The sequence below is a fragment of the Archangium minus genome, assembly GCF_044360475.1.
GTDB lineage: Bacteria > Myxococcota > Myxococcia > Myxococcales > Myxococcaceae > Archangium > Archangium minus.
Genome location: NZ_CP043494.1, coordinates 9,545,390 through 9,556,366 on the forward strand (window position 1 = coordinate 9,545,390; position 10,977 = coordinate 9,556,366).

The following is a 10,977-nucleotide window of genomic DNA, read 5'->3' on the forward strand; positions in this document are numbered from 1 at the left end:
CGGAGCAATTCAGTAGGGAACTCACGACCCGAGTCTCGGGCCGTGTTGAAGCATGTCTCCATTTGCTTCGCGAAGTTTCTCAGTTCCGCGTAAGCAGGCGCATTCGGGAATGCCCGATGGGGATCGGTCAGCCTGGCATCCCACTCCGGTATCTCGGTTCTCCCGCAGCGCGCCTTGCCTCACGGTGAGTGTTGCCCGTCCGCTGGCACGTAGACCCAACCCGCTCCCCGCCTCCACTGCGCTCTCGCTCCTGTCCGAAACCGGCCCCCACGAAGTACCATCCCCGCCCCCATGGCTACCCCCAACGCCCCCGTCAGTACCCTCGATACCATCCTTGCCCTGCAACTCACGGTGGCCTGGGCCGGCGAGGGGCGCTGCGAACCAGCGCGACTCGGGTGGTGGCAGACCGACCTCGTCGATGAGGCCGGTGGCGGCGACCTCCCCTGAGAGCCAGCGACAGTGAAGGGGGGTGGAGCATGTGTACAAAGGCCCTGGCGCTCAGGTGGGCGGTGCTGCTGCTGGGAGCAGCCCTGCTCACCACCGGATGCGTCACGTTGGCACCGCTCCCCGGAGGGGGTGGCACACTGGGCTCCGGGGCTTTCCCCCAAGGCCCTCCCACCTGCGGAGGCCAGGAAGCGCCCTTGGGCTGGCCCGACTTCGCCTCCGGCAGCGAAGAGCTGTTGGCCCCCTTCCTCTCCTGCGTCTCGCCCGCGGAATTCCTCGCGTTGCAGCAGCGCGTGGACATGCCCCGGCTGCTGGCAGCACTGGACGACTGGCGCGCGGTGCGGCTGGGCGCCCAGGGTCCCGTGCGAGAAGAGGCCGCCGGCATTCTAAACCGCAAGCGCACCTCCTTCCTGCTCACTGCCGCCAGGCGCTATGGCCCCCTCGCCGCGGAGGTGCTCGCCGTCTTCCTCGCCGACACGGCCCATGACGATGACCTGCGGGAGATCCTCTTCCTGCTGGCCCGGGACAAACAACTGGCGCGGACGCTCGCGCAGCTGCCCTCCTTCCAGGCCGCACTGGAGAACAGGGGCCTGCAACCCATGGCCCGTGCGGACCGCGACTTCCAATGGAGCGACCTGGGCCGCGGCCTTGCCCAGGCCGGCGAGGACGCGCTCTCCTCCTCCCCGCTGAGCGCTGATGCGCCCGCCTTCAACTTCTCCGCCATACGAGGCCAACTGCCGCCGGAGTACCAGCAAGCGCTCCGCGAGGCGGAGAGCAAGTGGAGGGATCGGCACTTCTCGGCGGGCCACGTGGCGTTGGGAATTTCCGACCACCTCACCTTCGGCGTGCCGCTGGGCTTCTACGGGCTGCTGGCCGGCACGGGCCATGGAGCCTACGCGCTTTCCCAGGGCGAGTACGAGCAGGCGACGCGCGAGCTGGCGCCCGCGGTGGTGCTGGTGTCCCTGTACGCCGGTGGCAAGGGCGCGCGTTACCTCTCCGAGGCCCGAGGTGCGACGGGTGTCGGCACGCAGCCAGGCAGCGGACCGCGGGCGGTGGAACCTCGGGTGCGGAGCCTGCGCGAGCTGGCGCGGCTGTTGGAGGCGAAGCTGGGCGTGAACGGTCTGCGAGAGCTGGCCCGGGACATACGCGCCAGCCGGGAAGCGGGCCGCTTCGTGGCCGTGGGAGGAATGGACGCCGCGCTGGCGCTGCGCGAGGCCCGGGGTGATGTGGCCCGGGCTCAAGCACTCCTGTCCAGGGCGAGGCCCGGGGCCACGGGCTCCTCGACGGCGAGGGGCGGGACGCAAAAGGGGCCCGGGAGCCTTGCCTCGCTGGTGGACGAGGGGGCGGGCCTCACCCAAGAGGTGGTGGAGGCCCGGCTGGCGCTGGTGGAGTTGGAGGTCCGAGGCCCGCGCCTACCCAGGGATGTGGCGGTACTGGAGAAGCAACGTCCCTCCGTGGACTCGCCGCCACCTGGAGCCGAGGGTACCCCGCGCTGGGGAGAGTACGTCGCCTACTACGACAAGCGCCTGGGGGAGCTCAAACAGGGGACGGCCGTCGAGGGGCCTCTGCGCTGGGCGCCCTACGAGCTGATGCGGGGATTGTTCGCCCGGGGGCTGGCCTTCGAGCGCTTCATGGTGGCATTGCTGGAGGCTGACGCCAGACTGCCTCGGGCCCAGCGCCGCTTCCTCGGGGCACTCCTCGAGCCTCGCATCCTGAGATACGTGGGCGTGAAGAAGCCGGAGAGCGGCCTGTGCTATGTGGATGTGCTTGTCATTGAAACGGGCGAGCTCTCCGGACGACCACCTCTCATCGAGACATTCAGCTTCAAGAGCCGAAACCTCTCGGGGCTGAAGGAAGATGCCTTACGGCGCAGATGACGGCGGACGCGGCAGAAGCCCTGCGGAAATACGGCGGGACGCTGGACATCCGCCGCGACTCCCTCCAACCCCTCCTGCCTGGGGGAAGCGAGGTGCCGGTCTCGAGGGTACGCCTCCTCTATGAAGGGGGCGAGCTCAAGCCCAAGGATGTAAGAGTACTGAAGAGAGCCGTGGAGGCGACCGAGGACGCGGTTCCGGGCGTGGAGGTTGTGTTCCAATGAAGGTGCTGGAGTTTCACGAACTGAAGGCGGACGACAGCCTTCGCCTTACTTTCAAAGGGGCCTTCAATCCGCAAGTGCCACTGGAAAGAGAGCTGGAGCCCTTTTTCCAGGCGCTCGAGGAGCACGCCAGCGAGTGGCTGCCGGATGTCATCAGCGGCAAGCACCAGGTCCAATACTCCCGCCCTTCCTTGTGGAAAGCGCTGGAGGAACGGCGCGGCGAAAGAACCACGGTGGGTTATCTCTATCGCACGAAGTGGCCCGCGTTGGAGATGTCGCTGCGGCTCTGGTTCCCACCTCGTTCGCCCGAGTTGGACATCCTGACCACAATACAGCCGCTCTCATTCTTCGCGGACGAAGAGCGCTGCCGCCATTTCGTGGAGATGGTGCGCGCCTGGGCCTCACGCTACGTGGTCTCCCATGCCGCGGCCCACAGCATGGCTGACGACCAGTTGTCTGGCGCTCCGGACTTCGGTCGCGATGAGAAGACCTCGCGAAGAGACGGCTTCGACAAAATCTACGAGGTGTGCTGGCTTAACGTCTTCGGTCCGAAGCTGGTGGAGTCCGTCGGCCGCGAGCGCATGCTGTCCACGCCAGCCTGGCGGGTGGAAGAGCTCCCCAACGGCTGCGTCCTCCTGGTGACGTGGCCCACCGCCGCGGACTTCGCCAGCGACGAGGCGCGCAAGGCCCAGGCCCGCGCGCACGCGCACCTTCGGCCGGACCTGGACTTCTCCACCGTGCTGCGCACCCTGCGCGAGCGCAGCGCCACGCTCGCCCCCGTAGAGCCCCACTTCCACCCGGATGTGGCGCCGCTCCTCTCGCGCGTGGTGGACAGCGCCGCCAGTCACGAGCGCCAGCGCAGAATCGCCGAATTCAACGCCTGGCAGCCGCCCGAGCCCGAGGAGTGGAGCCCCGCCGACTCGGCCCTGCCTCCCGACGTGGAGGACCCGACACGAACCCTCGAGCACTACAGCAATCTCGCCGAGCTCCTCGTGGCCCTTCTGCACACCGAGGTGCCCTCCGTCTTCGACGCCACGCCCGAATCCCTCACCGACGCCGACTTCTACTTCTGGCGCGAGGAGTTCCCGGCGAGCCGCCTACGGGAAACCATTGAGAAGCGGGCGGTACCCGCCATTGGGGCCTGGCTGGGCGAGGTGCTGGTGCGCCACCTGGGCGGCCAGTGGATACCGCGCAAGAAGCTCGAAGAGACCCAGGTGCTCGTGGGCACACGCGTCTGGTTCCCCTTTGTCCGGGCACGTCACTACATGCGCTCGTGCCAATCGCTGCTGGACTACTCCCTCACCCGGCTCTACCGCGTGGCCGAGCGGCACCGAGCCTGATCGGGCGTTCCCCTCCAATTGATACTCACAGTGCGAGGGGCTCCACTGTGACGGTGCCATTCCGTCTGTCCTGAATCAGCAACAGCGCTGTAGCATGCCGGTCTCGCGACCGACCATGCCCCTCACGCCTGAAGCCAAGAGACAGCTCTCCGCCACCATCCGGACCCTGCGCGAGCGCCTGCTGCTGGACCTCCGCGACGCCGCCGATTGAGCAAGTTCCAAGACGCCCTGCCTGAATCGATGGCACTGGAGGTGATCGGCGCCTTCCTGCTGGAGGCCCGTCTCAAGTCCGCGATAGCGACAGCCTACAACCCGTGCCGGGTCTCGTACTCGGCGCTGGTGATGAGGGCCTCCACCACGTCACCGCGCGTCGTTCCCGACTGAAGGGCGGAGACATAGGCGGCGAACCCGGAGGGATCTGGATCCCTCCCCAGCAGAACCGCGTACGCATAGGCCACGAAGTAGGCGTTGGACAGCGCATTCAGCGTCGAGGCGGGAGCATAGTTGCCCGTGGCGAGCCTGTTGACCCGGTACTCATTGGAGTTGAGGAAGGCGACCTGCAGCTCAATCCGGTCCATGGAACCGTTCTGGAGCGCGTTGGTCCAGGTCGTCAGTCCTCCTGAATCGCCCACACGGCCCAGGAGGATCTCATAGAGGTACTTCACATACTCGGCATGGGTCATCGAGGCGTGGACCGCGGGAGGCTGCTCACCTGCGGGAGGCTCTCCGCCAGCCCCATTCCGGTACGCATCGATCTGCGCATCGGTCAGCAGCCCACGGCCCGTGATCTGACCCCTTTCCGTCGTGCTGAGGTTTCCACCGGCGAAAGCAGAGACCAGGAAGAGCTGAACCTTCGGCGTGTTGATGTCATACATCAACCCAAAGCGACTCTCGGACAGCGAATTGAGCTCGGGCTGATCCAGCAGCTCATAGAAATGCACCGACTCGACGTTGACCTTCGTCTGGGACAAGATGATCTTCAGATGCCTCGTGATGCCCCGGAAGCAGGCCTCGGTCATCGGCTTTCCGGCGGTGTTCTCATACAGGGGCCTATCTCCATAAGGAGTGTGGGGATCTCCCGCATAGACTTCCGCGCAGTTGAACTCGTTGATTTTGACGGGCCTGTTGAAGCGCGCCATGTTGGCGAAGAGCCCACCGGAACCGAACCAGGGGTCTGAATCGAGGCTCGCCTGCTGCTCCCAGGGGTAGATGTGATACCCCAGGACGTCGAACTGCACGCCCTGTGAGATCATGAAGTCGATGAAGCCATAGGCCCGGCCGATGAACCCCAGGATGATCCGCAGAGGCGCCCCAGAACTCGCCCTGACATCCCTGATGGCTCGAGACATCCCACGATTGACAGCGGCCTCACGCCGGCCACAATCGGTGTTGTAGGGAGAGGCGTCCATCGCGGACGAGTTGGGCGCGATCTTCAACTGCCGCTCGTTCTGGAGCTCCCAATCCGTAATCAGATGCTTCATCTGATTGACGATGTTCTTGGTGGCATCATAGGCCTGCTGCTCCGTGGCCTGAGTCCCACACGTATAGTTGTTGTTCTTCGGATCATACAGCATGGCTTCCACTTTGATGTTCCGCTCCTTGAAAGCGGTAACGACCTGGGTGAGCCACGTGATGTTCGATTGGGGAGAGATGTCCAACCTGACGGAGCGAACGTTCCTCTGGCTCAAGACCAGAGCCATCTGCCTGGCTTCATCCACCGTGCGGACGTGTACCGGGTGGATATTCACTCCATAGACCAGAGCGTGGGCCGTTGAAGACCCCACCAGGGTCAGCAGGCCGATGACGAAAAGCAAGTTGAGTCGGCGCATATCGCTCCAAACATGTTTACCCGTATTATTACATATTCTTGCTTTCATTGTACTACTTGTTTTTACCCAAACCATGCCATTCTCTCGCGCTAAGAAAATGAGCAGTGTGGCCCGCGTCGTCCTGAATCCTGGACATCCTCGTTGCTCTCTCATCTCGCGGCTTGATAGGCATGGATGGACTCAAACCCCGATGGAGGAGTGAGCAAATCATGAAGATGCATCTGATGGTGGTGGCCCTGGTCTCGCTGGTGACGGCATGCGGTGGCTCGGTGCAGCAGGTGGAGGAGCCGGCTCCCGCGAGTGTGGAGGAGGCCCTGGAGATTGGCGGCTCGAAGTGCGGCGAGAACGTGTGCGGTATCGGCTCCTACTGCTGCAACTCGAGCTGTGGCATCTGCGCCCCCAAGGGCGCCTCATGTCCTGCCGTGGTGTGTAATCCGACCACTGCCCAGCCCGAGACGAAGCCGGAGCTGGAGCCCTCCGCGGACATCTCCATCGGCACCGGGGGTCCCTGCGGCTCGAACTACTGCGGCAAGGGCTACTTCTGCTGCAACCCGGGCTGCGGTGTCTGCGCCCCGGAGGGTGGCGGCTGCCCGGATGTCATGTGTGAATAGTTAAGCGGCGGGGCGAGCAGCCCTTTCGCCCATGAGCGGGCCGTGTCTGGAAGAACCAGACACGGCCCGTGGCATTTCGAAGCAGGCCGCCTCAGCTCACGGTTTTCCCCTGCGCGATGGCAACCACGGCAGGCGGATACTCGGGCGCTGCTGCGCTGGGCCGGAGGGAGAAGCGGCGGTACCAGGAGCTCAGCCGCTCGCAGTGGGGAGGAATCGTCTTCCCATACAACCCTTCGGCGAACTGCAGCAGCGACATCAACATGCAGTCGGCAATCGTAGGCCGATCCCCCGTGAGGAACTCGGCGTCCCGGCTCAACTTGTCGATGAGCGAGAGCTGAGCGACGTAGGCCTGCCATGCAATTTCGGCGGCCTCGGCGCTCTGTACCTCCTTGCCCGCGAAGAGTGGGTTGCCTTTGTGGCAGTACGTGCCGAAATGGACGTTCGCCTCGTTGATCAGACTGACCAGATCCCGGGTGAAGGCGCGCTCCTCGGCCGTCTTCCCCAACAGAGACGGTTCTGGGAAACGATCCTCCAGGTACTCGAGGATCGCCGTCGACTGCCGGATGAGCGTGCCGTCCTCGGTTTCCAGAATGGGTACGGTCCCCGCTGGGTTGCGAGCCCGGACCTCGCGCCATTCGTTGCTCCATCCGTTTATGTCTGTCGTGTCCGCGCGAACGGAGATGCGCTCGATGCCGGTCAGCCCCTTCTCCAGGAGATAGATGCTCACCCGTCGCGGATAGACACCGTAGCTCAGATCATAGAACTTCATGGGGCGCCCCATGGGGCGTGTCTTGTTTTCGCTCATGGGTGCATAGATACGAGCAGGTCCCCTTGCCCAGGAGAGCGAATCCTTTGCTCGAATCGGCGTATCTCATGGGAGGGCGATGACCACCTTTCCAAATTGAGCCCCGCTGGAGAGGTATTCGAACGCGGCTCTCGCCTCGTTGAACGGAAAGATACGGTCCACCACCGGCCGAGCCCCGTACTCGGCGAGCGCTCGCCCGAGCGATTCCAGGTCGTCGCGGCTTCCCGTCGATATCGCCTGAAGTCGCACCACCTTCTGCAACGCTCGCCTGAGATCAAACCGCACCGTCATGCTCTCCAAGAAGCCCACCAGGCTCACCGTCCCGCCCACGCGCGTGGCCTCAATGGAACGCTCAACCCCCTCCCCTCCCACCACGTCCAGAACATGGTCCGCCCCGCGCCCCCCCGTGAGCAGTAGGACGCGCGCCGCCCAGTCCGGGTGCTCTCGCGTGTGGATGCCATGCGCTGCTCCCAGCGCCACCGCTCGCGCCAGCTTGTCCCCACTGCGAGAGGTGACGATGACCCGCGCCCCTGCCAGCCGTGCGAGCTGAAGCGCGTACAGCGACACCCCACCCGTCCCCTGCACCACCACCGTGTCTCCCGGACCCACGCGCCCCTGAGTGAAGAGCGCGTGCCAGGCCGTGACGCCAGCAATGGGCAGCGTCGCGGCCTCCGCGTCCGTCAGGTGCGCGGGCGCGGCGATGGCCGCATCCTCGTGCACACAGGCGTACTCGCGCAGGAGCCCGTCCAGCGGTCCTCCCAGCCGCCGACGTGAGGTTTCCGCCGTGGGACCGCCGCGCACCCAGTCCGGCACGTACGCAGGAACCACGCGGTCCCCCACCTTGAAGCGACGCACCTCGGCCCCCACCGCAACCACCTCGCCCACTCCGTCCGAGACGGGCACCAGCGGGCGAGGGAAATTCCCGTAGGTTCCCCTCAGGATGGCGAGGTCGCGGTAATTCAGCGACACGGCACGCAGCCGCAGCAGCACTTCTCGCGGGCCCGGCTCCGGGTCCGGCCGTACGGAGGGTTGCAGGGAGTCAAAATCGCATCCGTCTTCCAGGGTGTAGATCTTCATACCCTTCAAGATGCAAGGAGACGGGTGCTGCGGAAACGAACGTCCACGCAGCCCGGACGTGCAAGAATGCACGGCATGTTGGCCTGGGATGATCTGCGTTACTTCCTCGCCGTGTACCGCCATGGCACCCACGCGGCGGCCGGCCGGTCGCTGCGAGTTGCCGCCACCACCATCGGCCGGCGACTCGGGGCACTCGAGGCGGCGCTCGGAGTGAAGCTGCTCCAGCGCACGCCTGGCGGGCTGGTCCCCACGGAGGCCGGACAGCGGCTGCGTGCCCACGCCGAGCGCGTGGAGGCCGAGGTGCTCGCCTCGGAGCGAGCGCTGACCGGCGAGGACCAACGTGTGGCAGGCCCGGTGCGACTCACGTCGGGAGACGGTCTGGCGGTGTACGTGCTCATGCCTCGACTGCTGGAGCTCCGCACGCAGCACCCAAACCTGGAGGTAGAGCTGCGCGCCGACACTCGCGTGCTGGACCTGTCACGCCGGGAGGCGGACGTGGGGGTACGCGCATTCCGTCCCCGCGAGCCGTCGCTGCTGGCTCGGCGGCTCACCGCCTTCCCCTTCGGCGTGTACGGCAGCGAGGCCTACTTCGCACGGCGTGGGCGGCCCTCGAGCCTCCGCGACCTGTCTCAGCATGACTGGGTGGTGCCCGACGCCGCGCAGGAGTCCTCGCCCCACGAGGTGTGGCGGCGCCGGCAGGCCTCCGGAGGCCGGATTGTGGTGCGCACCAGTGCCACCACCCTCCTCATGACCGCCTGTGCCGAAGGCCACGGGCTGGCCATGGTGCCCGAGTTGCTCGCCGCGCATGAGCCACGCCTGGTGCCCGCCCTTTCACGCGCTGCCGGGCTTCCCACGGGAGAGCTCTGGGCCGTCACCCACCCCGACCTGCGCCACAACGCTCGTGTCAACGCAGTGCTCGCGTGGCTGGTGCGGGTGCTCGCGCCGTCTCGCTAATCCTCACCACGAAAGCGCGGACAGCAGCTCGAAGCTCCCGCCGCACGCCGGACAGCTCCCTGTCCCCTCCAACTGCCGCAACCATTCCGCCACCTGGTCGTGCCCCGCATGTGCGGCCAAAGCCCGCAGGGAAGCCACATCGACGTGATGCAGCAGGGAGGGCGTCCAGGGTGGAGCGTTCGATGATGCAGGAACCACGGACGTCTTCTTCGCGTGTGAAGAGGGGGCGGGATCCTCGGTGGTCAGCTGGAAGGCCGGCGTCTCCACGAGAATCAAGAGGTGCGCCTCGCAATGCGGACAGAGGCACTCGAGCTCTCCATCATCCAGCCGGGACAACTGCCGCCCCAGCTTGCGTAACCCATGCAGTGCGGCAAAAGCCTCGAGCAGGTAGATGAAGGCCGACTGCTCATAGCGGTGGAGCAAGAGGGCTTCGCCCGCGAGCGCTCGGAATGACTCCATGGCCCGGGCGACGTCGGCCCGATAGGGCGCGGGCACAGCCTCCTCCTCCGTCCACGCGGCCACGACACCGGCGAAGTTCAAGAACCGCTCTCGCGCCGAGGGCGGTTGCGCGCGCGCGATGTCCGCGAGGTGCGGCAGCGCGGCGTAGGTGGCGCTGTACGTCGTGTACTGGTGGCAGAGACAACACCAGAGCTCATCCCAGACCTCGTCGTCGGGTTGCACCCGGAGCCGCGTGAGGAGCTCCGGGATGTCACTCGCGGCTCCATAGGCGTGCTGCAACACCGACCACTCAGGAGAGTCCAGGGAGATCATACGGCCCCGATGATAGCAGGGACCTCTGCGCCACCGGCTCAGGGAAGTGGTTCGGTCGAGGGCTCCGCGGCCCGGACCACACTCAAGCGCCTGGGGTGCTCAGCCGAGGGCTCCTCGTCGGTGTCTTCCCAGTCCTCGCGCCCCACGTCGATGTACTCGGGCGGCACGTACTCCCTGTGGCGAGGGCGAGGACGTGCCGAGGGCGAGCGTCCGGAAGGTCTCGTCCGTGCCTTCAACTCACGTCGGCGCATGGGCTGTCCTCCACTCCCAACCGTCAGGTGCCATGGTGGACGTAAGGCAGAAGCCCGAGCATTCGCGCGCGCTTCACCGCCCGAGCCACCTGGCGCTGCTGCTGCGCCGTCACCCCCGTGATGCGACGGGGAATGAGCTTTCCGCGCTCGGACACGAAGTACTTGAGGAGCTGCACGTCCTTGAAGTCCACGTTCCGGGCTGCCCCGAGTGGATTGGGTTTGCGGCGCCCCAGTCCACCGCGGGAGGAGCGGCGCTCCTCGTCGTCTCTCCTGAGGGGTTCCCGGAACCGACCGCCCCTCTCCTCTCGCTTCATCGTCTCATCTGCCACGTGTGCGCTCTCCTCTCGAGTTCATCAGCTGGCATGCCGGCCCTGTGGGCGACGCGCCGGGGAGTCAGAGGCGCTCGCCCCGTGCGAGCAACTCCGCCACCACGCGCTCAATGCCGCGCTTGTTGATGATGCGGATAGCGTGGGTGCTGACACGCAGCCGGACGAAGCGGTTCAGGCTCGGCACCCAGTAGCGGTGGTACTGCAGATTCGGCAGCGAGCGCGTCTTCGTTTTGTTGTTCGCGTGGCTGACATTGTTGCCCACCAGGGGGCGCTTTCCCGTGACCTGACACACCTTGGACATCGTCCATCCTCCTTCGATGGACGCCAGTTATCGCAACTCAGTTGCGTTTGCAAACCCATTCAAGCGCTTCGACTCACTGCGTCAGAGTCCAGCCCTGAAACCTCGAACAGTCGAGCACCCAACATCTCATTACTTCGACTTACACGGCACTCCAGTTCTTCTTCACTATC

The 10,977-nt window shown here is 65.7% G+C and carries 11 protein-coding genes; 5 read left to right on the forward strand and 6 right to left on the reverse strand.

Annotated features, from left to right (window positions below; genetic code table 11):
• The first annotated feature begins 476 nt into the window (after positions 1-476).
• From F0U60_RS38895 to F0U60_RS38905, 3 genes are read left to right on the forward strand one after another with little or no spacing between them, the layout of a single operon-like run.
• Positions 477-2,321 (forward strand): hypothetical protein, encoded by a 1,845-nt coding sequence (locus F0U60_RS38895; RefSeq protein WP_395807305.1) that lies wholly within the window; start codon positions 477-479, stop codon positions 2,319-2,321.
• Positions 2,318-2,542 (forward strand): hypothetical protein, encoded by a 225-nt coding sequence (locus tag F0U60_RS38900; protein WP_395807307.1) that lies wholly within the window; start codon positions 2,318-2,320, stop codon positions 2,540-2,542. The genes F0U60_RS38895 and F0U60_RS38900 overlap by 4 nt, the downstream gene beginning before the upstream one ends.
• Complete coding sequence (locus F0U60_RS38905; RefSeq protein ID WP_395807309.1) at positions 2,539-3,879, forward strand: hypothetical protein; 1,341 nt, start codon at positions 2,539-2,541, stop codon at positions 3,877-3,879. Before F0U60_RS38900 ends, F0U60_RS38905 begins: the two co-directional genes overlap by 4 nt.
• A gap of 305 nt (positions 3,880-4,184) precedes the next feature.
• Here F0U60_RS38905 and F0U60_RS38910 read toward each other — a convergent pair whose 3' ends face one another.
• Positions 4,185-5,708, reverse strand: a complete 1,524-nt coding sequence (locus F0U60_RS38910; RefSeq protein WP_395807311.1) for a DUF4214 domain-containing protein — start codon at positions 5,706-5,708, stop codon at positions 4,185-4,187.
• Positions 5,709-5,917: 209 nt separating this feature from the next.
• On the opposite strand from F0U60_RS38910, the gene F0U60_RS38915 reads away from it, so the two are divergent.
• Entirely contained in the window at positions 5,918-6,319 is a 402-nt protein-coding gene (locus F0U60_RS38915; protein ID WP_395807313.1) for a hypothetical protein, read from the forward strand.
• 91 nt (positions 6,320-6,410) lie between these two features.
• Here F0U60_RS38915 and F0U60_RS38920 read toward each other — a convergent pair whose 3' ends face one another.
• Positions 6,411-7,088 carry a glutathione S-transferase family protein gene (locus tag F0U60_RS38920; protein ID WP_395807315.1) on the reverse strand — a complete coding sequence of 226 codons (678 nt, stop codon included), beginning with the start codon at positions 7,086-7,088 and terminating at the stop codon, positions 6,411-6,413.
• Positions 7,089-7,190: 102 nt separating this feature from the next.
• Positions 7,191-8,201: an NAD(P)-dependent alcohol dehydrogenase gene (locus F0U60_RS38925; RefSeq protein WP_395807317.1), complete on the reverse strand. Its 1,011-nt coding sequence runs from the start codon at positions 8,199-8,201 to the stop codon at positions 7,191-7,193.
• 66 nt (positions 8,202-8,267) lie between these two features.
• On the opposite strand from F0U60_RS38925, the gene F0U60_RS38930 reads away from it, so the two are divergent.
• The gene (locus tag F0U60_RS38930; protein WP_395807319.1) at positions 8,268-9,155 is read left to right on the forward strand and encodes a LysR family transcriptional regulator; all 888 of its coding nucleotides are present in this window, start codon (positions 8,268-8,270) and stop codon (positions 9,153-9,155) included.
• 3 nt (positions 9,156-9,158) lie between these two features.
• Here F0U60_RS38930 and F0U60_RS38935 read toward each other — a convergent pair whose 3' ends face one another.
• The 3 genes from F0U60_RS38935 to rpmB form a co-directional block, all read right to left on the reverse strand.
• A complete protein-coding gene (locus F0U60_RS38935) occupies positions 9,159-9,926 on the reverse strand; it encodes a hypothetical protein (RefSeq protein ID WP_395807321.1) in 768 nt (255 codons plus the stop codon).
• Between the two features lie 274 nt (positions 9,927-10,200).
• On the reverse strand, positions 10,201-10,506 hold the full coding sequence (gene rpsR, locus F0U60_RS38940; protein ID WP_395807323.1) for a 30S ribosomal protein S18: 306 nt from the start codon (positions 10,504-10,506) through the stop codon (positions 10,201-10,203).
• 64 nt (positions 10,507-10,570) lie between these two features.
• Positions 10,571-10,807, reverse strand: a complete 237-nt coding sequence (gene rpmB, locus F0U60_RS38945) for a 50S ribosomal protein L28 (protein WP_395807325.1) — start codon at positions 10,805-10,807, stop codon at positions 10,571-10,573.
• Between the last annotated feature and the right edge of the window lie 170 nt (positions 10,808-10,977).

What these genes read in the sequence shown, in the direction of transcription:
- F0U60_RS38920 (WP_395807315.1), bottom strand. Translation starts at nt 7,088, where the DNA reads ATGAAGTTCTATGATCTGAGCTACGGTGTCTATCCGCGACGGGTGAGC.
- F0U60_RS38930 (WP_395807319.1), top strand. Translation starts at nt 8,268, where the DNA reads ATGCACGGCATGTTGGCCTGGGATGATCTGCGTTACTTCCTCGCCGTG.
- rpmB (WP_395807325.1), bottom strand. Translation starts at nt 10,807, where the DNA reads ATGTCCAAGGTGTGTCAGGTCACGGGAAAGCGCCCCCTGGTGGGCAAC.
- F0U60_RS38895 (WP_395807305.1), top strand. Translation starts at nt 477, where the DNA reads ATGTGTACAAAGGCCCTGGCGCTCAGGTGGGCGGTGCTGCTGCTGGGA.
- F0U60_RS38915 (WP_395807313.1), top strand. Translation starts at nt 5,918, where the DNA reads ATGAAGATGCATCTGATGGTGGTGGCCCTGGTCTCGCTGGTGACGGCA.
- F0U60_RS38905 (WP_395807309.1), top strand. Translation starts at nt 2,539, where the DNA reads ATGAAGGTGCTGGAGTTTCACGAACTGAAGGCGGACGACAGCCTTCGC.
- F0U60_RS38910 (WP_395807311.1), bottom strand. Translation starts at nt 5,708, where the DNA reads ATGCGCCGACTCAACTTGCTTTTCGTCATCGGCCTGCTGACCCTGGTG.
- F0U60_RS38935 (WP_395807321.1), bottom strand. Translation starts at nt 9,926, where the DNA reads ATGATCTCCCTGGACTCTCCTGAGTGGTCGGTGTTGCAGCACGCCTAT.
- F0U60_RS38900 (WP_395807307.1), top strand. Translation starts at nt 2,318, where the DNA reads ATGACGGCGGACGCGGCAGAAGCCCTGCGGAAATACGGCGGGACGCTG.
- F0U60_RS38925 (WP_395807317.1), bottom strand. Translation starts at nt 8,201, where the DNA reads ATGAAGATCTACACCCTGGAAGACGGATGCGATTTTGACTCCCTGCAA.